The organism is Streptomyces sp. NPDC127092, from assembly GCF_042722475.1.
Lineage (GTDB): Bacteria > Actinomycetota > Actinomycetes > Streptomycetales > Streptomycetaceae > Streptomyces.
In genome coordinates this window covers 69,269-87,593 of sequence record NZ_JBHXFE010000009.1, presented here as the reverse complement: position 1 = coordinate 87,593, position 18,325 = coordinate 69,269, and the positions used below count along the sequence as shown (strand labels likewise).

Below are 18,325 nucleotides of genomic sequence, written 5' to 3'. Positions count from 1 at the left end.
ATTCTCCTGCATCACCGCAGGTCAGAGCATGATCGGCCGTCGCCCTCTAGCGGGCGGCGGCCGATCGTGTTTAGGTGCGTCTTACGGCCTCGGCCGCCCGACCTTATTGACAGTAGTTCCACGGGGGAGTGGTTCCGCATGCCCAACGGAGGGTTCAGCAGACTGCCCGGAGGCAGTGTCGTCGTCGCCATAGGACTGCCCAGTCCGGCCGGTGACGGCGCCACCGTGCGCTTCCTGGTGCACGCGGCGAACCGGGCCCGCGCCCTGACCCGGCTGCGGAACCTGGGCCTGCGCGCGGTCTACCTCCGCGGCAACACCGAGCCGCCCACCCCGGACGAGATCACGGCCGTGCTGCACCACCCGGACGGGCTGCTGTGGCGGAGCACCGCCCAGGAGCTGTGGCACCCCGTACGGTCCCTGCCGAAGGCCCCCGCGGCCTGAGAGGCCCGTGGCCCGGGCGCCCACCGCCCGGGCGCCCCCGCCCGGCCTACGGGGCGACGACCGGCGTGCCGGTCAGCTCCACGCCCGCCTCGCGCAGCTCCTTCAGGGCGCGGTCGGTGGTCTCCTTCGCGACCCCGGCGGTCAGGTCGAGCAGCACATGGGTGCGGAAGCCCTCGCGGGCCGCGTCCAGGGCGGTGGCCCGGACGCAGTGGTCGGTGGCGATGCCGACCACGTCGACCTCCGTGACGTCCCGGGAGCGCAGCCAGTCGGCCAGCGGGGTGCCGTTCTCGTCGCGCCCCTCGAAGCCGCTGTACGCCGCCGCGTAGGCGCCCTTGTCGAAGACCGCGCTGATCGCGCCGCTGGCGACGGCGGGCGCGAAGTTCGGGTGGAAGCCGACGCCCTCGGTTCCGGCCACGCAGTGCCGCGGCCAGGAGGCGACGTAGTCGGGGCGGTCCGAGAAGTGCTCGCCGGGGTCGACGTGGTGGTCGCGGGTGGCGATGACGAACCGGTAGCCGGCCGAGGCCTGGCTGACCAGGTCGGTGATGGAGGCGGCGACGTCCGCGCCTCCCGCCACCGCGAGGCTGCCGCCCTCGCAGAAGTCGTTCTGAACGTCCACAACGATCAATGCGCGGTGCATGGCGGGTGTCCTTAGCGAGGCGGCCTTGGGTCGGATTCGAGCCTAGAGACTTCCCCCTCCCTTCGGGAGGGGGCGCTCTGGGGCGTGACGGGTGCTACAGGTACTCGGTCGGCAGGACCGGCTCGCCGCGCGACAGCTGGACCGCCGACATCGGCAGCGCGGCGCGGGCCGCGATGTGCCGGGACCTGGCGGCCTCCAGCGGCTCGCGGGCCACCACGTCGCCGCCCTTGACCAGCTCCACCAGGAGCTGCCGGTCGACCAGCTCCGGCGGGACCGGGCCGGTGCCGACGACCTCCGCCTCGGCGACACCGGCGGCGTCGGCCCGGCGGGCGGCCCACTTGCGACCGCCGACGGAGGCCTTGCCGCCCATGGACTTCTTGGCGACGGGGACCAGCGGGGCCTTCGGGTCGGCCGAGGCGGCCCGGGCGACCAGCTTGTAGACCATGGAGCAGGTCGGGTGGCCGCTGCCGGTGACCAGCTGGGTGCCGACGCCGTACGCGTCGACCGGCGCGGCCGCGAGCGAGGCGATGGCGTACTCGTCGAGGTCGGAGGTGACCACGATCTTGGTGTCCGTCGCGCCGAGCTCGTCGAGCTGTGCCCGCACCCGGTGGGCGACGAGCAGCAGGTCGCCGGAGTCGATCCGGACGGCGCCGAGCTCGGGGCCGGCCACCTCGACGGCGGCCCGGACGGCCTCGGTCACGTCGTAGGTGTCGACCAGGAGCGTGGTGCCGCGGCCCAGCGAGTCGACCTGGGCCCGGAAGGCGTCGCGCTCGGTGTCGTGGAGCAGCGTGAAGGCGTGGGCGGAGGTGCCCACGGTGGGGATGCCGTAGCGGAAGCCGGCGGCGAGGTCGGAGGTGGAGTCGAAGCCGCCGACGTAGGCGGCGCGCGCGGAGGCGACGGCGGCCAGCTCGTGGGTGCGCCGGGCGCCCATCTCGATCAGCCGGCGGCCGCCCGCGGCGGAGGACATCCGGGAGGCGGCGGCGGCGATCGCGGAGTCGTGGTTGAGGATCGACAGGATCACGGTCTCGAGGAGCACGCACTCGGCGAAGGAGCCCTCGACCCGCAGGAGGGGCGAGCCGGGGAAGTAGACCTCGCCCTCGGGGTAGCCCCAGATGTCGCCGGAGAAGCGGTAGCGGGCGAGCCATTCGAGGGTCGGCTCGTCGACGATGCCGCGCTCGCGCAGGAAGCCGAGCACGCCGTTGTCGAAGCGGAAGTTCTCGACGGCGTCCAGGACCCGTCCGACGCCCGCCACCACGCCGTAGCGCCGCCCTTCGGGCAGCCGGCGGGTGAAGACCTCGAACACGGACCTGCGGTCCGCGGTACCGGCCCTGAGGGCCGCCTGGAGCATCGTCAGCTCGTACTGGTCGGTGAAGAGCGCGGTCGACGGCACGTCCACCGGCAGCCCAAGGTCCGCAGCGTTCATGCGATGAGCGTACCGCACTATTCGTCACTCTGACGAATACCCTGGCCGTGCGGGTGACCCGTTTGTGCGACCGGCGGGTCGGGGTGGCAGCATGGGGTGAGTGAGCGTTGCGCCTATCGAGATCGAGCGGACCGAGTCGGCCGAGGAGGTCTCCGCCGTCGTCGAACCGGACGTGCCGTGGGTGACCATCGTCCACAACGACCCGGTCAACCTGATGAGCTATGTCACCTACGTCTTCCAGGCGTATTTCGGCTACTCCAAGGACAAGGCGCACAAGCTGATGCTCGACGTGCACAACAAGGGCCGCGCGGTGGTCTCCAGCGGCACCCGTGAAGAGATGGAACGGGACGTGCAGGCGATGCACGGCTACGGCCTGTGGGCGACCCTCTCCCAGGACCGCGGCTGATGGCGGGGCACTTCGAAGCCCTCCCGGGCGGCGGCGCGGCCGTCGCGCTCGACGAGGTCGAGATCTCCATCCTGCGCTCCCTCGCCGTCCAGCTGATGGAGCTGATCGGTCCCGGCGACGAGCCGGTCGAGGGTGAGGACCCGCTGGCCGCGCTGTTCGCGGAGGGTCCGAGCGAGCCGCCCTCCGACCCGGCGCTGCGCCGGCTCTTCCCCGACGCGTACGGGGACGACACCGACGAGCTGCGGCAGGCGGCGGCGGACTTCCGCCGCTACACCGAGAACGACCTGCGGGCCCGCAAGCGCGACGACGCGCTCTCCGTCGTGCGCAGCCTGGACGCGCTCGCCTCGGCGGCGGCCGGCGAGGGCGGCGGTGTCCTCAAGCTCACCGCGGACGAGTCCCGCGCCTGGCTCGGCTCGCTGAACGACCTGCGGCTGACCATCGGCACCCGGCTCGAGGTCACGGACGACGACCAGAGCGAGGGGTTGTACCGGCTGCCGGACGACGATCCGCGCAAGCCGATGGTGATGGCGTACCTCTGGCTCGGCGGGCTCCAGGAGTCGCTCGTCGAGACCCTGATGCCGTAGGGAAGTCCCTCCGGCGCCGCAGAGAAACGCCCCCACTGGCGGGTGTTCGCTCAGCGGACGCTCAAATCCGGATAACGAATACGTTATCCAAGTGCCTTTCTTGCCCTCTTGGATCACGCTTGCCCGGATTTTCGAGTGGCGTGGGTCACACGCGTATCCGCCGATCACTGTGAACACCGTGATAAATCTTCACGACCACCCGGGGACGCCACCCCTGTCCCCGGGGGCGCTTTGACCGGCTGACCGCCGGTGGCACTCCATCCACATCCGGGGGGATCAGGACCTGATCCGCAGCACGAACGGCCCAGCGGCCGGTGCGCGGATCAGCATGGAGAAAGGCGCACCACCATGACCTCAGTGCAGGTCGACAAGCAGCACGACGGCAATGAGGCCGCGGACACCGCAGCCGGCGAGGGCTATCACCGGGCACTCGGCGCACGTCAGATCCAGATGATCGCGATCGGCGGCGCCATCGGCACCGGCCTGTTCCTGGGCGCGGGCAAGGGCATCTCCATCGCGGGACCGAGCCTGATCCTCGCGTACGCCATCGCGGGCATCGTCATCTTCTTCATCATGCGGGCGCTCGGCGAGCTCCTCATGTACCGCCCCGTGTCGGGCTCCTTCTCGGAGTACGCACGCGAGTTCATCGGCCCCTTCGCGGGCTTCGTGACCGGCTGGACCTACTGGCTCTTCTGGGTCGTCACCGGCATCACCGAGGTCACCGCCGCGGCCACCTACATGACGTACTGGTGGGACATCCCGCAGTGGATCTCCGCCCTCGTCTTCACCGTGATCCTCTACGGCGCCAACCTGATCTCCGTGAAGCTCTTCGGTGAGCTGGAGTTCTGGTTCTCCATGGTCAAGGTCACCGCCATCGTCGGCATGATCCTGATCTGCGCCGGCATCCTCACCATCGGCTTCTCCGACGCCGGCGACACCGCCTCGATCACCCACCTGTGGGACCTCGGCGGCTTCTTCGCCGGGGAGAACGGCATCGGCTCGACCCTCATGACCCTCCAGATGGTCATGTTCGCCTTCCTCGCCGTCGAGCTGGTCGGCGTCACCGCGGGCGAGTCCAAGGACCCGAAGACCGTCCTGCCCAAGGCCATCAACACCGTGCCGTGGCGCATCGCCGTCTTCTACGTCGGCGCCCTGATCATGATTCTGTCGGTCGTCCCGTGGACCGAGTTCAAGCCGGGCGTCTCGCCGTTCGTCGCCGCCTTCGAGAAGATGGGCCTCGGCATCGGCGCGGCCATCGTCAACTTCGTCGTCCTGACGGCCGCGCTCTCGTCCTGCAACTCCGGCATGTACTCCACCGGCCGCATGCTGCGCGACCTCGCCCTCAACGGCCAGGGTCCGAAGTTCTTCACGAAGCTGACGAAGAGCGGCACCCCGCTCGTCGGCACCACCTTCTCGGCCGCGCTGATGATGGTGGGCGTCTGGATCAACTACCAGTGGCCCGGCGACGCGTTCAACTACGTCGTCTCCTTCGCCACCATCTCCGGCATGTGGGCCTGGATCATGATCCTGGCCTGCCACGTCCGCTACCGCCTCAAGGCCGACCGCGGCGAGCTGCCCGAGTCCTCCTTCAAGGCGCCCGGCGGCATCTGGCCCAGCCTCTTCGCCCTCGCCTTCATCGGCATGGTCATCGTCATGATGGGCATCGACGAGGGTGCGCGCGTCTCGCTGTACTGCGCGCCGCTGTGGGGCCTGCTCCTCGGCGTCGCCTATCTGGTCCTCAAGGCCCGCAACCCCGAGGGCGCCGCCTTCGCCAAGCGGTCGTAACCCCTCTGACCTGCAAGGTCTCAGCATCCGGGCCGTCTCGTATCGAACGTCGATACGGGGCGGCCCGTCTGCTTATCCTGTCGGCATGCTGACCATCACCCGAGCCCTGTTCGACCAGATCGTGGAACACTCCCGCGCGGACCACCCCGACGAGGCCTGCGGCGTGGTCGCGGGGCCGGTCGGCACGGGCCGCCCCGAGCGCTTCATCCCCATGCTGAACGCGGCGCGCTCACCCACCTTCTACGAGTTCGACTCCGGCGACCTGCTGAAGCTCTACCGCGAGATGGACGACCGGGACGAGGAGCCGGTGATCATCTACCACTCGCACACGGCGACCGAGGCCTACCCGTCCCGGACCGACATCTCCTACGCCAACGAGCCGCAGGCGCACTACGTCCTCGTCTCCACCGCCGACACCGACGGCGCCGGCCCCTTCCAGTTCCGCTCGTACACGATCGTCGACGGAGTCGTGGAGGAGGAAGAGGTCAAGATCGTCGAGGCCTACGAGTAGTCTGAGCCCGACCTTTCAGGGCGGCAGGACCCAGGAAGCCGGTGCGAGTCCGGCGCGGTCCCGCCACTGTGACCGCCCCCGAGGTCTGTCCGCCGGACAGGCCCTCCGGGGCGCGAGCCAGGAACTGACCTGCCGCCTTCTCACCACCGATCGGGGACGTGGAAATCCCCGGAGGAGGCCAACGCCGTGACCTGGCGCCGCCCGCTGCTGCCCGCGCTCGCCCTCATACCCCTGCTCGCCGCCTGCTCCTCACCGGCGCCCGGGACCGGGACCGCACCCACCGGCACCTCCGCGCCGGGCTTCCCGTACACCGTCACCAACTGCGGCGTGACCACCACCTTCCAGGCCCCGCCGAAGCGCGCGGTGACCATGAACCAGCACGTCACCGAGGTCATGCTCGCCCTCGGCCTGGAGAAGTCGCTGGCCGGCACCGCCTACCTCGACGACGCGGTCCTGCCCGCCTACAAGAAGGCCTACGACTCCGTCCCGGTCCTCGCCGAGGAGTACCCCTCCAAGGAGGCGCTGCTCGCCGCGAACCCGGACTTCGTCTACGGCGGTTACGCCTCCGCCTTCGACGCCAAGGCCGGCCGCGGCCGCGACGACCTGAAGCGCTCCGGCATCGCGTCCCGGCTCAACACCGAGTACTGCCCCTCCGGCGCCACCTCCTTCGACGACCTCTACCGCGAGGTCCGCGAGGTCGGCCGCACCTTCGGCGTCGCCGACCGCGCCGAGAAGTGGAACCGCGAGGCCCGCGCCGCCCTCACCGCCACCGGGCAGCGGCTCGAGGGCGCCCCGCCGGTGTCCGTCTTCGTCTACGACAGCGGCGACAAGACCGCGTTCACCGCCGGCGGCAAGGGCATCGGCAACGAGCTGATCACCCGGGCGGGCGGCCGCAACGTCTTCGCCGACCTCGACAAGACCTTCGGCGACGCCACCTGGGAGCAGGTCGTCGCCCGCAGGCCCGAGGTCGTCGTCATCTACGACTACGGCTCCACCACCGTCGAGCAGAAGAAGCGACGCCTCCTCGACGACCCCGCCCTGCGCGAGGTCCCCGCGATCAAGAACCGCCGCTTCGCCGTGCTGCCGCTCTCCGACACCGTGCTCGGCGTCCGGGCGCCCGCCGCCGTCGGCAAGCTCGCCGCCCAGCTCCACCCCGGCCGGTGAAGCGGTACGCGACCGTGGTCGCCGGACTGCTCCTGGCGCTCGCGGCGGCCGTCGTGGCCTCGCTGGCGCTCGGCTCCGTCCGCGTCCCGCCCGGCCAGGTGCTCGAGGCCCTGACCGGCCGGGCCGCGCCCTCGCCGTACCGGACGATCGTGCTCGACGTCCGGCTGCCCCGGGTGCTGCTCGGCGCGGTCGTCGGCGCCGGGCTCGCCGTCGTCGGCACCGTCCTCCAGGCCCTGGTCCGCAACCGGCTCGCCGACCCGTTCCTGCTCGGGATCTCCTCCGGGGCCTCCGCCGGCGCCGTCGCCGTGATCGTCCTCGGCGTCGGCGGCGGCATCACCACCACCGTCGCGCTGCCCGCCGGGGCCTTCGCGGGCGCGCTGCTCGCCCTCGCCCTCGTCTACGGCCTGGCGCGGCGCGGCGGCACCATGACCGGGCCGCGGCTCGTCCTGGCCGGCGTGGCCGTCTCGTACATCCTCTCCGCGCTGACCACCCTGCTCCTGGTCGTCGCCGGCCGGCCCGAACAGTTCCAGGAGGCGCTGTTCTGGTCCCTCGGCGGCCTCGGCAGCGCCCGCTGGGACAGCCTGGTGCTGCCGGCGGCCGTCCTCGCCGCCGGCATCGGCGCGCTCCTCACCCTCGCCCGGCCGCTCGACCTGCTGCTCGTCGGCGAGGAGGGCGCGACCGTCCTCGGCCTGGACACCGCGCGCTTCCGCGCCGCCGTCTTCGTCCTCGCCTCGCTGGTCACCGCCGTCCTCGTCGCGGCGAGCGGAGCCGTCGGCTTCGTCGGCCTGATGGTCCCGCACGCCGCCCGCGCGGTCGTCGGCGCCCCGCACCGCCGACTGCTCCCGGTCGCCGCGCTCGGCGGGGCGGTCGCCCTGGTCCTCGCCGACCTGGCCGCCCGTACCGTCGCCGCGCCGCAGGACATCCCCGTCGGCGTCCTCACCGCGCTCACCGGCGGCCCGTTCTTCCTCTGGCTGATGCGCCGCCGACCCGAAGGAGCGGCCCTGTGACCGAACTGCGCGTGGAGTCGCTGTCGTACGAGGACCGGCTGCGCGAGGCCGACCTCGTCGTCCGGCCCGGCGAGACCGTCGGCCTCGTCGGCCCCAACGGCAGCAGCAAGACCACCCTGCTGCGCTGCGTCTACGGCACCCTCGCCGCCACCTCCGGGCGCGCCCTGCTCGACGGGGACGACCTGCGCGCGATGGGGCCGCGGGCGCGAGCCCGGCGGGTGGCGACCGTGCCGCAGGAGAGCGCCGCCGAGTTCGAGCTGACCGTCCGCGAGCTGGTCGCCCTCGGCCGCTCCCCGCACAAGCGGTTCTGGGAGGGCGACAGCGCGGCGGACCTGGCGCGGGCCGACGCGGCCCTGGACCGGGTCGGCATCGGACACCTCGCCGACCGCCCGTACCCCGGGCTCTCCGGCGGCGAACGCCAGCGGGCGCTGGTCGCCCGCGCCCTGGTCCAGGATCCGGCCCTGCTGGTCCTCGACGAACCCACCAACCACCTCGACATCCGCTACCAGCTCGAAGTGCTCGGCCTCGTCCGCGGTTTGGGCACCAGCAACCTCCTCGCCCTGCACGACCTCACCCTCGCCGGGGCCTACTGCGACCGCCTGTACGTGCTGCGGCGCGGAAGAGTGGTCGCGGAGGGGCCGCCGGGGGACGTGCTCACGCCGGAGCTCCTGCGGGCGGTCTACGGAGTGGAAGCCGAGGTCATCCCGCATCCGCGCACCGGAACCCCGCTTGTCGTTTATCTGCCGAGTCCGCCAGCCGAACGCAAACCGTCCACCATGTGAGATCACATTCCGAAACCCGGACCGGGAATCGATACGATGACCGCATGGTTTCCCATGACGTGAGCGAAGAGACGCCGAGCACCGCCCTGCTCGCTTCGTTCGCTGACGCCCACTTCGCCTCCGCTTTTCTCGGAGCCTTCGGAGGCGGAGCGGCACGCCTGCACGTCGACCTGTGCCGTCTCGCCAGCGCGATGTGTCCTTCCCGCGCTGCGCTCTGAACGACCGGCCCGAGCGCACCTCAGCACGACCCCCTGCCGCGCGGGGGCCCCACGCGCGCGCCCACCACGCCACCTGCCCCGCACCTTCCGACAGGAGCCCACGCCATGGCCATCGAGGTCCGCATCCCGACCATCCTCCGCACCTACACCGACGGCGCCAAGGCCGTCGAGGGCAGCGGTGACACCCTCGCCGAGCTCTTCGCCGACCTGGAGTCCCGCCACGCCGGGATCGAGGCCCGCATCGTCGACGGCGACAAGCTGCGCCGCTTCGTCAACGTCTACCTGAACGACGAGGACGTCCGCTTCCTGGACGGCATCGACACCAAGCTCGCCGACGGCGACAACGTGACGATCCTGCCGGCCGTCGCCGGCGGGATGGTCTGAGCGGCCGGATCCCGATGCGTTACGACTCCCCGCTCGCGGCGGTCGGCAACACGCCGCTGGTCCGGCTGCCCCGGCTCTCCCCGTCGGACGACGTCCGCATCTGGGCCAAGCTGGAGGACCGCAACCCCACCGGCTCGGTCAAGGACCGCCCCGCGCTCCACATGATCGAGCAGGCCGAGAAGGACGGCCGGCTCACCCCCGGCTGCACCATCCTCGAACCCACCAGCGGCAACACCGGCATCTCGCTCGCCATGGCGGCCCGGCTCAAGGGCTACCGCATCGTGTGCGTCATGCCGGAGAACACCAGCGAGGAGCGCCGCCAGCTGCTCGCCATGTGGGGCGCCGAGATCATCTCCTCGCCCGCCGCCGGCGGCTCCAACACGGCCGTACGGGTCGCCAAGGAGCTCGCCGGGCAGCACCCGGACTGGGTCATGCTCTACCAGTACGGCAACCCGGCCAACGCGGGCGCCCACTACGCCACCACGGGCCCCGAGATCCTCGCCGACCTGCCCTCCATCACGCACTTCGTGGCGGGCCTGGGAACGACGGGCACGCTCATGGGCGTCGGCCGCTACCTGCGCGAGCACAAGCCCGACGTCAAGATCGTCGCCGCGGAACCCCGCTACGACGACCTCGTCTACGGCCTGCGGAACCTCGACGAGGGCTTCGTCCCCGAGCTGTACGACGCCTCCGTCCTCACCACCCGCTTCTCCGTCGGCTCCGCCGACGCGGTCACCCGCACCCGCGAGCTCCTCCAGCAGGAGGGCATCTTCGCGGGCGTCTCGACGGGCGCGGCGCTGCACGCGGCCATCGGGGTCGGCAAGAAGGCGCTCAAGGCGGGCGAGCGCGCCGACATCGTCTTCGTCGTCGCCGACGGCGGCTGGAAGTACCTGTCGACCGGCGTCTACACGGCCGCCACGACGGAAGAGGCCATCGAGACCCTGCAGGGCCAGCTCTGGGCGTGAGCCCCGAGCTCCCTCGGGGTGAGCCCGCTCAGGGCGAGCCCGCGGAGGGAAGCCCGCTGAGGGCAGCCGCCGCGCGCGGCTAACGCGCCAGATGGCGGACCTGGTCCCAGACCACCGGGTCCGCCATTCCCACGTTCCGGCGGAACTCCCACACCGGCACGTCCCGCAGCTCGTCCGTCTCCAGGAAGCTCGGCCGCCCCTGCGCGTCACCCACCGAACCCGGCGGCAGCGGAATCACCCCCGGCCGCTCGTCGTGGTACTTGCTGGTGATCTTGGCGACCAGAGCGCAGTCGCCGCGCAGGGCCAGGACCAGGCAGGGCCGGTCCTTGGAGCCCGGACCGTCCTCGAACGGCACGTCCGCCCACCAGATCTCACCCGGCCGCGGCAGCCGCTCCGGCGCCCTCCCGCGCGGCGCCGCCGGCCTCGACGGCCGGGCGGGCGGCCGGGTCCGGCCCGCGGGCCGGCGGCCCGAGCGGCGCCGGCCGTCGACGAGCGCCACGACGAGCGCGAGCACCACCACCGCGACGAGCGCGGGCCACCACGACGTGTCCATACCTCAAGACCGTACCGCCGCGCACGGGACGGCGCCGCGACGCCCCGCCATCCATCCGAACCGGTGACAGGGCCCGTGAGTTCGCCCACAACGGGCCGCCACGGAGGAGCGACGGGCCGCCACGCGCCGTACGCTCGACAGACCGCACGACCTCCCCTCTCAGCGCGCTTTACGCACCCGTCCACGGAGGTTCACGCTCCATGAAGCTCACCGTCGTCGGCTGCTCCGGGTCGTTCCCGTCCGCGGAATCGGCCTGCTCGAGCTACCTCGTCGAGGCCGACGGCTTCCGGCTGCTCCTCGACATGGGCAACGGCGCCCTCGGCGAGCTGCAGCGCCACATCGGTCTCTACGACCTCGACGCGATCTTCCTCAGCCATCTGCACGCCGACCACTGCATCGACATGTGCGGATACTTCGTCGCCCGCTACTACCGGCACGAGGGCGGCCGCTGCGACGCGCTGCCCGTGTACGCCCCCGAGGGCGCCGAGCAGCGGCTGACCACGGCGTACGCGGACACGCCGTCGTCCAGTTCGATGAGCGAGGTCTTCGACTTCCGGACCCTGGCCTCCGGCACCTTCGACATCGGCCCGTTCCGGGTCCGCACGGAGAAGGTGTCCCATCCCGTCGAGGCCTACGGCATCCGGATCGAGCACGGCGGCCGGGTGCTCGCCTACTCGGGTGACACCGGGGTCTGCGACTCCCTCGACAAACTCGCGGCGGGCGCGGACCTGTTCCTGTGCGAGGCGTCCTTCACCCACGGCAAGGAGGACATCCCGGCCCTCCACCTCAACGGCCGCGAGGCCGGCGCCCACGCCGCCCGCGCCGGGGTGGGCCGGCTGGTGCTGACCCACATCCCGCCGTGGACGGACGGCGAACGCAACCTGGCGGACGCCCGCGAGGTCTACGGAGGCCCGGCGGAACTGGCGTACGCGGGCGCCGTCTACGAGATCTGAGCGAGCCGCCGCGGCCGCGGCCGGCGCTCCGCCACGGCTGCCGTGGGGAAAAGGAAATCGGCCTTCAGGACCGGGGGAGGGTCCTGAAGGCCGACGTCATGTCATGCCCCGGAAGGGCGGAGGCTCACGCCTTGGTGAGGTCCTCGAGCTCCTCCTCGGGCTCGCGGCCCGGGGTCATGATGTTGAACTTGGTGATCGCGAAGCGGAAGACCACGTAGTAGATCGCCGCGAAGACCAGGCCGATCGGGATGATCAGCCACGGCTTGGTCGCGTATGTCCAGTTCAGGAAGTAGTCCAGCGCGCCGGCGGAGAAGGTGAAGCCGTGGTGCACGCCGAGGGCCGAGGTGATGACCATCGAGGCGGCGGTGAGCACCGCGTGGATCACGTACAGCAGCGGCGCCAGGAACATGAACGCGAACTCGATGGGCTCGGTGATGCCCGTGACGAACGAGGTCAGGGCGAGCGAGAACATCATGCCGCCGACGACCTTGCGGCGCTCGGGGCGGGCCGCGTGGGTGATCGCCAGGGCGACGGCCGGGAGCGCGAACATCATGATCGGGAAGAAGCCCGACATGAACTGGCCGGCGGACGGGTCACCGTGGAAGAAGCGCGGCAGGTCGCCGTGCCAGACGGCGCCGGTGGAGTCGGTGAAGGTGCCGATCTCCTGCCAGGCGACGGTGTTCACGAACTGGTGCATGCCGACGGGGAGCAGACCGCGGTTGATCGCGCCGAAGATGCCGGAGCCGGCCGCGCCCAGGCTGGTCATCCAGTTGCCGAAGTCGGTGATGACGCCGCCGATGGGCTCCCAGAGGAGACCGAACAGGACGCCCATCAGGGTGCCGACGAAGGCCATGAGGATGGGGACGAGACGGCGGCCGTTGAAGAAGCCGAGCCAGTCGACCAGCTTGGTGCGGTGGTAGCGCTGCCAGACGACGGCGGCGAGCAGACCCATGACGATGCCGCCGAAGACCTTGGGGTCGTTGTACGTCGCGGCGACGTCGACACCGTTGTTCTTGGTCGTGTTGACGACGGCCTCGGTGACCGGGAAGGCCTTCAGGACGTTCTGGTAGACCAGGAAGCCGACGAGGGCGGCGAGGGCGGTGGAGCCGTCCGCCTTCTTGGCGAAGCCGATCGCGATGCCGACGCAGAACAGCAGCGGCATGTTCGCGAAGACCGCGTCTCCGGCGGAGGCGAAGACCGTGGCGACCTTGCCCCAGCCGAGGCCTTCGGCGCCGAACACGTCGGGCTGGCCGAGACGGAGCAAGATACCCGCGGCCGGCAGTACGGCGATCGGCAGCTGCAGGCTGCGACCGACCTTCTGCAGGCCCTGGAACAGGCCGGATCCGCGCTTCTTCGCGGGAGCGGCGGCCTGGGCGGTGGCCGTACTCATCAACTTCCTCCAGTTGGGCAAGGCGCCGCCAGAGGACAGTGAAAGGGGGTGACGGCGGCGTCTTCGGGGGAACGCGGTCTGGACCGCGTGGTCTACACCAATGAGTGGTGTAGACCAGTTGTAGCACGTGAGACTTAGATAAGGAACCTGTGAATTCTGTGCGCTCAGCCATAGCCGGACAGGCGACGACAAAAGGCCCCCGGACGGTGAGGTCCAGGGGCCTTGCGAAGGGCCCGGCGGGAGGCCGAAAGGCCCGTACGGGCGGGGCGCGGGACCTGACCCGGCCGGGGCGCGGGACCTGACCCGGCCGGGGGCGCCGGGCGCTACGCCTTCGTCTTGTCCCGCTCCAGCTCCTCCTCCAGCTCCTCCGGCTCGCGACCCGGAGTCGGCAGGTCGAACCTGGTGATCGCGAAGCGGAAGATCACGTAGTAGACGAGGGCGAATCCCAGGCCGATCGGGATGATCAGCCACGGCTTGGTCGCCAGGTTCCAGTTGATCACGTAGTCGATCAGTCCCGCCGAGAAGCTGAAGCCGTCCTTCACGCCCAGCGCCCAGGTCAGCGCCATCGACACACCGGTCAGGATCGCGTGGATCGCGTACAGCAGCGGCGCGATGAAGAGGAACGAGTACTCGATCGGCTCGGTGATGCCGGTGACGAACGAGGTCAGCGCGACCGACAGCATCATGCCGCCGACCTCCTTGCGGCGGTGCGGCTTGGCGCAGTGGGTGATCGCCAGGGCCGCGGCCGGCAGCGCGAACATCATGATGGGGAAGAAGCCGGTGGTGAACTGGCCCGCGTCCGGGTCGCCCGCCAGGAACATGGTGATGTCGCCGTGCACCACCGTGCCGTCCGGCTTCGTGTACGAGCCGAACTGGAACCAGATCGGCACGTTGAGGAACTGGTGCAGGCCGATGACCAGCAGCGCGCGGTTGGCGACGCCGAAGATGCCCGAGCCCCAGGCGCCCAGCCCCACCAGCCAGTCGCTGAAGCTCTCCAGGCCGTCGCCGATGGGCGGCCAGATCCACAGGCACAGCGAGGCGAAGGCGATGCCGACGAACGCCATGATGATCGGGACGAGCCGGCGGCCGTTGAAGAAGCCGAGCCAGTCGACCAGCTTGGTGCGGTGGAACCGCTGCCAGAGATAGGCCGCGAACAGGCCCATGATGATGCCGCCGAAGACGCCCGGGTTCTGGTACGTGTAACCGGCGAAGGAGTCGTCCGCGCCGAGGCAGCCGCCGCTGATGTCCTTCGTACCGGTCGGGCAGTCCTTCGGGAACTGGCGCAGCACGTTGTAGTAGACGAGGAAGCCGACCACCGCCGCCAGCGCGGTCGAGCCGTCCGCCTTCTTCGCCATGCCGATCGCCACGCCGATGCAGAACAGCAGCGGAAGACCGAGACTGCCGTCGAGCAGCGCGCCGCCCGCGCCCGCCATGACCTTGGCGACGTTGTCCCAGCCGAGCCCGTCCGCGCCGAAGACGTCCGGCTGGCCGAGCCGGTTGATGATGCCGGCCGCCGGGAGGACCGCGATGGGCAGCTGGAGACTGCGCCCCATCTTCTGCAGCCCCTGGAAGAAACCGCCCCAGGTCGGTCTCCTGGATCCGGCGGTGGCGCTGGCGCTGGCGCTGCTCATCGGCGTCCTCCCTGGGTCTGCGGATGCATACTGGTGTAGACCAGTTGCGGTAGGGTCCCGGTGGTCGCGCGGGGGCAGCCCGCCGGTGATCGTCATCATTCGGCAGAACGGCCGCATCCGCTCGCGAGGTTGGGCCAACCGTGGGTTACCGTGACAACGCGGACCATCGGTGCGCAGAACGGACAGGGAGAGACATATGGCCAGCAAGGCTGAGAAGATCGTCGCCGGCCTCGGCGGCATCGACAACATCGAAGAGGTCGAAGGCTGCATCACCCGCCTCCGCACCGAGGTGAGCGACGCCTCCCTCGTCGACGAGGCCGCTCTCAAGGCCGCCGGCGCACACGGCGTCGTGAAGATGGGCACCGCCATCCAGGTCGTCATCGGCACCGACGCCGACCCGATCGCCGCCGAGATCGAAGACATGATGTGACCGGCTGACACCAGCCGCCCACATCGACGAGGGGCCCGTTCCGGCAGGGGAACGGGCCCCTCCGTCATGGGACTACGCTCAAGGCATGTCTCGTATCGACGGCCGTACCCCCGAACAGCTCCGCCCCGTCACCATCGAACGCGGATGGAGCAAGCACGCCGAGGGCTCCGTCCTCATCTCCTTCGGCGACACCAAGGTCTTCTGCACCGCCTCCGTCACCGAAGGCGTGCCCCGCTGGCGCAAGGGCAGCGGCGAGGGCTGGGTCACCGGCGAGTACTCCATGCTCCCGCGCTCCACCAACACCCGCGGCGACCGCGAGTCCGTCCGCGGCAAGATCGGCGGCCGCACCCACGAGATCTCCCGCCTCATCGGCCGCTCCCTGCGCGCCGTCATCGACTACAAGGCCCTCGGCGAGAACACCATCGTCCTCGACTGCGACGTCCTCCAGGCCGACGGCGGCACCCGCACCGCCGCCATCACCGGCGCGTACGTGGCGCTGGCCGACGCCGTCGCCTGGGCCCAGAACAAGAAGCTGGTCAAGCCCGGCCGCAAGCCCCTCACCGGCACGGTCGCCGCCGTCTCCGTCGGCATCGTCGGCGGAGTGCCCCTCCTCGACCTCTGCTACGAGGAGGACGTGAAGGCCGACACCGACATGAACGTCGTCTGCACCGGCGACGGCCGCTTCGTCGAGGTCCAGGGCACCGCCGAGGCCGAGCCCTTCGACCGCAAGGAGCTCAACGCCCTCCTCGACCTCGCCTCCGGCGGCTGCGCCGACCTCGCCGAGATCCAGCGCAGGGCCCTCGAAGGAACTCTCTGACGCGCTGCCGCGTCTCTACGCATACGGGCGCACGGGTCGAACCGTGCGCCCCGTCCATTCCAGCAGTGCCACGACGTCCGTACACAGGGGGGACCCGAACGTGAAGCGCCGCCGCACCATAGCCGTCGCCGCCGCCACGGCAGCCTTCGCAGTCAGCACGCTCGCCGGCTGCGGAGCGCTCGACAAGGCCATGGACTGCGTCAAGACCGCCGACGCCATCGCCACCTCCGTCGACAAGCTCACCCAGGCCGTCAACGACGCCTCCAACGACCCGACGAAGATCGAGGAAGCCCTCAACAGCATCGACACCGAGCTGGGCAACCTCAAGAACACGACGGACAACGCCGACCTCTCCAAGGCCGTCGACGACCTCAACAAGGGCGTCGACTCGGTCCGCACGGCGGTCAAGAACGGCGACACCACGCCGGACATCAAGCCCGTCACGGACGCGGCCACCGAAATCGGCAAGGTCTGCACCCCCGGCTAGGCCCGGACACACCCCGGCAAGGCCTGGACGTATCTGGGCCAGGCCCGTGCGCACCCCACGCCAGGCCCGGAGGCACCCCGCCCAGGCCCGGATAATCGGGGCATGACCCGTCTGATCCTCGCCACCCGCAACGCGGGCAAGATCACCGAACTCCACGCGATCCTCGCCGACGCAGGCCTCGACCTCGAACTCGTCGGCGCGGACGCGTACCCCGAGATCCCCGACGTCAAGGAAACCGGCGTCACCTTCGCCGAGAACGCCCTGCTCAAGGCCCACGCCCTCGCCCAGGCCACCGGACTGCCGGCCGTCGCCGACGACTCCGGCCTCTGCGTCGACGTCCTCAACGGCGCACCCGGCATCTTCTCCGCCCGCTGGGCCGGCACCCACGGCGACGACCGGGCGAACCTCGAACTCCTCCTGGCCCAGCTCTCGGACATCGACGACGCCCACCGCGCCGCCCACTTCGCCTGCGCCGCCGCCCTGGCCCTCCCGGACGGCACGGAACGCGTGGTCGAGGGCCGCATGCCGGGCACCCTCCGCCACGCCCCGGTCGGCACGAACGGCTTCGGCTACGACCCGATCCTCCAGCCGGACGGCTACGACGTGACCTGCGCCCAGCTGACACCCGAGCAGAAGAACGCCATCAGCCACCGAGGCAAGGCCTTCAGGGCACTGGTACCGGTGGTGCGGGAGCTGCTCTCATAAGTGCGGCCGGGGGGACTCGAACCCCCACGGGTGTTACCCCACTGGGACCTAAACCCAGCGTGACTGCCAATTCCACCACGGCCGCTCGCTGCCCGGTCATGCTACTGGCCGGGCAGCCGGTCTCACAGATCCGGGTTCAGATCCCCAGGTCCTTGATGATCTTGGCGACGTGGCCGGTCGCCTTCACGTTGTAGAGGGCGCGTTCGACCTTGCCCTCCTCGTCGACGACGACAGTCGAGCGGATCACGCCCGTCACCGTCTTGCCGTAGAGCTTCTTCTCGCCGAAGGCGCCGTACGCCTCCAGGACCTTCTTCTCCGGGTCGCCGACCAGCGTGACCTTGAGGTTCTCCTTCTCGCGGAACTTCGCCAGCTTCTCCGGCTTGTCCGGGGAGACGCCGATGACGTCGTAGCCCGCGCCGGCCAGCAGTTCCAGGTTGTCCGTGAAGTCGCACGCCTGCTTGGTGCAGCCGGGCGTCAGCGCGGCCGGGTAGAAGTAGACGATGACCTTGCGGCCCTTGTGGTCCGCGAGCGAGACCTCGTTGCCGTCCGCGTCGGGAAGGGTGAAGGCGGGGGCGGTGTCGCCGGGCTGCAGTCGCTCGCTCATGGCTGGCTCTCCTCGGGAAATCTCGCTTACGCGATGAGAGCCTAATGGGGGTCGGGGACGACCCGCGGGGGAGGAAGCTGACAGACTGTCTGTCAACGACCGGAAACACGACTACGGAGGCAGCGCGGTGTCGGACGCCAGGACCCCTGCGCAGATCGAGGCGGACATCGTCCGCCGGCGCGAGCAGCTCGCCGTCACGCTCGACGAGATCGGCATTCGGATGCATCCGAAGACGATCATCGGCGACGCCAAGGCCAAGGTGGCCGCCCACGTCGACCACACCGCCGGTCGCGCGTTCGTCGCCGTGAACCGCGTCGTGTCCGACGTGAAGGTCCGCTTCACCCACGAGGACGGCGCGCCGCGCCTGGAGCGCGTGGTGCCGGTGGCGCTGGTCGCCGTCGCGCTCGTCGGGCTGCTCGCCGTGTCCTCCCGTAAGGGCAAGGGATGA

The 18,325-nt window shown here is 70.6% G+C and carries 23 protein-coding genes, 1 tRNA gene and 1 riboswitch; of the genes, 17 read left to right on the top strand and 7 right to left on the bottom strand.

Annotated features, from left to right (window positions below; all coding sequences use genetic code 11):
• Positions 1–138 precede the first annotated feature (138 nt).
• Positions 139–441 carry a hypothetical protein gene (locus ACFWJO_RS10305; protein ID WP_384409004.1) on the top strand — a complete coding sequence of 101 codons (303 nt, stop codon included), beginning with the start codon at positions 139–141 and terminating at the stop codon, positions 439–441.
• 46 nt (positions 442–487) lie between these two features.
• On the opposite strand, the gene ACFWJO_RS10300 is transcribed toward ACFWJO_RS10305, so the two are convergent.
• Positions 488–1,078: an isochorismatase family protein gene (locus ACFWJO_RS10300; protein ID WP_386864284.1), complete on the bottom strand. Its 591-nt coding sequence runs from the start codon at positions 1,076–1,078 to the stop codon at positions 488–490.
• Positions 1,079–1,172: 94 nt separating this feature from the next.
• The gene (locus ACFWJO_RS10295; RefSeq protein ID WP_386864283.1) at positions 1,173–2,501 is read right to left on the bottom strand and encodes a nicotinate phosphoribosyltransferase; all 1,329 of its coding nucleotides are present in this window, start codon (positions 2,499–2,501) and stop codon (positions 1,173–1,175) included.
• 100 nt (positions 2,502–2,601) lie between these two features.
• On the opposite strand from ACFWJO_RS10295, the gene clpS reads away from it, so the two are divergent.
• From clpS to ACFWJO_RS10245, 10 genes are all read left to right on the top strand, one after another.
• A complete protein-coding gene (gene clpS, locus ACFWJO_RS10290) occupies positions 2,602–2,907 on the top strand; it encodes an ATP-dependent Clp protease adapter ClpS (RefSeq protein ID WP_128981538.1) in 306 nt (101 codons plus the stop codon).
• On the top strand, positions 2,907–3,491 hold the full coding sequence (locus tag ACFWJO_RS10285) for a DUF2017 domain-containing protein (RefSeq protein WP_384409010.1): 585 nt from the start codon (positions 2,907–2,909) through the stop codon (positions 3,489–3,491). Before clpS ends, ACFWJO_RS10285 begins: the two co-directional genes overlap by 1 nt.
• A 348-nt stretch (positions 3,492–3,839) precedes the next feature.
• Entirely contained in the window at positions 3,840–5,276 is a 1,437-nt protein-coding gene (locus tag ACFWJO_RS10280; protein WP_386864282.1) for an amino acid permease, read from the top strand.
• A gap of 85 nt (positions 5,277–5,361) precedes the next feature.
• The gene (locus tag ACFWJO_RS10275; protein ID WP_386864281.1) at positions 5,362–5,787 is read left to right on the top strand and encodes a Mov34/MPN/PAD-1 family protein; all 426 of its coding nucleotides are present in this window, start codon (positions 5,362–5,364) and stop codon (positions 5,785–5,787) included.
• Positions 5,765–5,935: riboswitch (cobalamin riboswitch) on the top strand. Its footprint overlaps the gene before it by 23 nt.
• Positions 5,936–5,973: 38 nt before the next feature.
• The gene (locus tag ACFWJO_RS10270) at positions 5,974–6,951 is read left to right on the top strand and encodes an ABC transporter substrate-binding protein (RefSeq protein ID WP_386864280.1); all 978 of its coding nucleotides are present in this window, start codon (positions 5,974–5,976) and stop codon (positions 6,949–6,951) included.
• Entirely contained in the window at positions 6,948–7,958 is a 1,011-nt protein-coding gene (locus tag ACFWJO_RS10265) for a FecCD family ABC transporter permease (RefSeq protein ID WP_386864279.1), read from the top strand. Before ACFWJO_RS10270 ends, ACFWJO_RS10265 begins: the two co-directional genes overlap by 4 nt.
• A complete protein-coding gene (locus ACFWJO_RS10260; protein ID WP_386864278.1) occupies positions 7,955–8,740 on the top strand; it encodes an ABC transporter ATP-binding protein in 786 nt (261 codons plus the stop codon). The genes ACFWJO_RS10265 and ACFWJO_RS10260 overlap by 4 nt, the downstream gene beginning before the upstream one ends.
• 44 nt (positions 8,741–8,784) lie before the next feature.
• Positions 8,785–8,958 (top strand): putative leader peptide, encoded by a 174-nt coding sequence (locus ACFWJO_RS10255; protein WP_386864277.1) that lies wholly within the window; start codon positions 8,785–8,787, stop codon positions 8,956–8,958.
• Between the two features lie 105 nt (positions 8,959–9,063).
• Positions 9,064–9,342: a MoaD/ThiS family protein gene (locus ACFWJO_RS10250; protein ID WP_384409024.1), complete on the top strand. Its 279-nt coding sequence runs from the start codon at positions 9,064–9,066 to the stop codon at positions 9,340–9,342.
• Between the two features lie 14 nt (positions 9,343–9,356).
• Complete coding sequence (locus ACFWJO_RS10245; protein WP_386864276.1) at positions 9,357–10,307, top strand: PLP-dependent cysteine synthase family protein; 951 nt, start codon at positions 9,357–9,359, stop codon at positions 10,305–10,307.
• Between the two features lie 79 nt (positions 10,308–10,386).
• Here the strand turns inward: ACFWJO_RS10245 and ACFWJO_RS10240 are convergent, their stop codons facing one another.
• A complete protein-coding gene (locus tag ACFWJO_RS10240) occupies positions 10,387–10,860 on the bottom strand; it encodes a type II toxin-antitoxin system PemK/MazF family toxin (protein ID WP_386864275.1) in 474 nt (157 codons plus the stop codon).
• A gap of 200 nt (positions 10,861–11,060) precedes the next feature.
• Here ACFWJO_RS10240 and ACFWJO_RS10235 point away from each other — a divergent pair, with 200 nt between their 5' ends.
• Positions 11,061–11,813 carry an MBL fold metallo-hydrolase gene (locus tag ACFWJO_RS10235; protein ID WP_386864274.1) on the top strand — a complete coding sequence of 251 codons (753 nt, stop codon included), beginning with the start codon at positions 11,061–11,063 and terminating at the stop codon, positions 11,811–11,813.
• Positions 11,814–11,937: 124 nt separating this feature from the next.
• Here ACFWJO_RS10235 and ACFWJO_RS10230 read toward each other — a convergent pair whose 3' ends face one another.
• Positions 11,938–13,203, bottom strand: coding sequence for a PTS transporter subunit EIIC (locus ACFWJO_RS10230; protein ID WP_384409032.1), 1,266 nt, complete (start codon positions 13,201–13,203; stop codon positions 11,938–11,940).
• Between the two features lie 323 nt (positions 13,204–13,526).
• Complete coding sequence (locus tag ACFWJO_RS10225) at positions 13,527–14,834, bottom strand: PTS transporter subunit EIIC (RefSeq protein WP_386864273.1); 1,308 nt, start codon at positions 14,832–14,834, stop codon at positions 13,527–13,529.
• 196 nt (positions 14,835–15,030) lie between these two features.
• Here ACFWJO_RS10225 and ACFWJO_RS10220 point away from each other — a divergent pair, with 196 nt between their 5' ends.
• The 4 genes from ACFWJO_RS10220 (at position 15,031) to rdgB (ending at position 17,273) form a co-directional block, all read left to right on the top strand.
• Positions 15,031–15,264, top strand: coding sequence for a glucose PTS transporter subunit EIIB (locus ACFWJO_RS10220; RefSeq protein ID WP_093720813.1), 234 nt, complete (start codon positions 15,031–15,033; stop codon positions 15,262–15,264).
• Positions 15,265–15,349: 85 nt separating this feature from the next.
• The gene (gene rph / locus ACFWJO_RS10215; RefSeq protein ID WP_386864272.1) at positions 15,350–16,081 is read left to right on the top strand and encodes a ribonuclease PH; all 732 of its coding nucleotides are present in this window, start codon (positions 15,350–15,352) and stop codon (positions 16,079–16,081) included.
• Positions 16,082–16,181: 100 nt separating this feature from the next.
• Positions 16,182–16,568, top strand: coding sequence for a hypothetical protein (locus ACFWJO_RS10210; protein ID WP_386864271.1), 387 nt, complete (start codon positions 16,182–16,184; stop codon positions 16,566–16,568).
• A 102-nt stretch (positions 16,569–16,670) separates the two neighbouring features.
• Positions 16,671–17,273, top strand: a complete 603-nt coding sequence (gene rdgB, locus ACFWJO_RS10205; protein ID WP_386864270.1) for an RdgB/HAM1 family non-canonical purine NTP pyrophosphatase — start codon at positions 16,671–16,673, stop codon at positions 17,271–17,273.
• A gap of 1 nt (position 17,274) precedes the next feature.
• Here the strand turns inward: rdgB and ACFWJO_RS10200 are convergent.
• Together ACFWJO_RS10200 and bcp are read right to left on the bottom strand one after the other, a co-directional pair.
• Positions 17,275–17,358: transfer RNA gene (locus ACFWJO_RS10200), tRNA-Leu, on the bottom strand.
• Positions 17,359–17,409: 51 nt separating this feature from the next.
• Positions 17,410–17,877, bottom strand: a complete 468-nt coding sequence (bcp, locus tag ACFWJO_RS10195; protein WP_384409044.1) for a thioredoxin-dependent thiol peroxidase — start codon at positions 17,875–17,877, stop codon at positions 17,410–17,412.
• A gap of 127 nt (positions 17,878–18,004) precedes the next feature.
• Between bcp and ACFWJO_RS10190 the strand changes: the two genes are divergently transcribed.
• On the top strand, positions 18,005–18,325 hold the full coding sequence (locus ACFWJO_RS10190) for a DUF3618 domain-containing protein (RefSeq protein WP_386864269.1): 321 nt from the start codon (positions 18,005–18,007) through the stop codon (positions 18,323–18,325).

Excerpts from the sequence above, each read along its gene's own strand:
- ACFWJO_RS10225 (WP_386864273.1), bottom strand. The coding sequence starts at position 14,834 with ATGAGCAGCGCCAGCGCCAGCGCCACCGCCGGATCCAGGAGACCGACC.
- ACFWJO_RS10280 (WP_386864282.1), top strand. The coding sequence starts at position 3,840 with ATGACCTCAGTGCAGGTCGACAAGCAGCACGACGGCAATGAGGCCGCG.
- rph (WP_386864272.1), top strand. The coding sequence starts at position 15,350 with ATGTCTCGTATCGACGGCCGTACCCCCGAACAGCTCCGCCCCGTCACC.
- ACFWJO_RS10235 (WP_386864274.1), top strand. The coding sequence starts at position 11,061 with ATGAAGCTCACCGTCGTCGGCTGCTCCGGGTCGTTCCCGTCCGCGGAA.
- ACFWJO_RS10255 (WP_386864277.1), top strand. The coding sequence starts at position 8,785 with ATGGTTTCCCATGACGTGAGCGAAGAGACGCCGAGCACCGCCCTGCTC.
- ACFWJO_RS10305 (WP_384409004.1), top strand. The coding sequence starts at position 139 with ATGCCCAACGGAGGGTTCAGCAGACTGCCCGGAGGCAGTGTCGTCGTC.
- ACFWJO_RS10220 (WP_093720813.1), top strand. The coding sequence starts at position 15,031 with ATGGCCAGCAAGGCTGAGAAGATCGTCGCCGGCCTCGGCGGCATCGAC.
- ACFWJO_RS10285 (WP_384409010.1), top strand. The coding sequence starts at position 2,907 with ATGGCGGGGCACTTCGAAGCCCTCCCGGGCGGCGGCGCGGCCGTCGCG.
- ACFWJO_RS10240 (WP_386864275.1), bottom strand. The coding sequence starts at position 10,860 with ATGGACACGTCGTGGTGGCCCGCGCTCGTCGCGGTGGTGGTGCTCGCG.
- ACFWJO_RS10295 (WP_386864283.1), bottom strand. The coding sequence starts at position 2,501 with ATGAACGCTGCGGACCTTGGGCTGCCGGTGGACGTGCCGTCGACCGCG.
- ACFWJO_RS10230 (WP_384409032.1), bottom strand. The coding sequence starts at position 13,203 with ATGAGTACGGCCACCGCCCAGGCCGCCGCTCCCGCGAAGAAGCGCGGA.
- ACFWJO_RS10275 (WP_386864281.1), top strand. The coding sequence starts at position 5,362 with ATGCTGACCATCACCCGAGCCCTGTTCGACCAGATCGTGGAACACTCC.
- bcp (WP_384409044.1), bottom strand. The coding sequence starts at position 17,877 with ATGAGCGAGCGACTGCAGCCCGGCGACACCGCCCCCGCCTTCACCCTT.
- ACFWJO_RS10250 (WP_384409024.1), top strand. The coding sequence starts at position 9,064 with ATGGCCATCGAGGTCCGCATCCCGACCATCCTCCGCACCTACACCGAC.
- ACFWJO_RS10245 (WP_386864276.1), top strand. The coding sequence starts at position 9,357 with ATGCGTTACGACTCCCCGCTCGCGGCGGTCGGCAACACGCCGCTGGTC.
- rdgB (WP_386864270.1), top strand. The coding sequence starts at position 16,671 with ATGACCCGTCTGATCCTCGCCACCCGCAACGCGGGCAAGATCACCGAA.
- ACFWJO_RS10300 (WP_386864284.1), bottom strand. The coding sequence starts at position 1,078 with ATGCACCGCGCATTGATCGTTGTGGACGTTCAGAACGACTTCTGCGAG.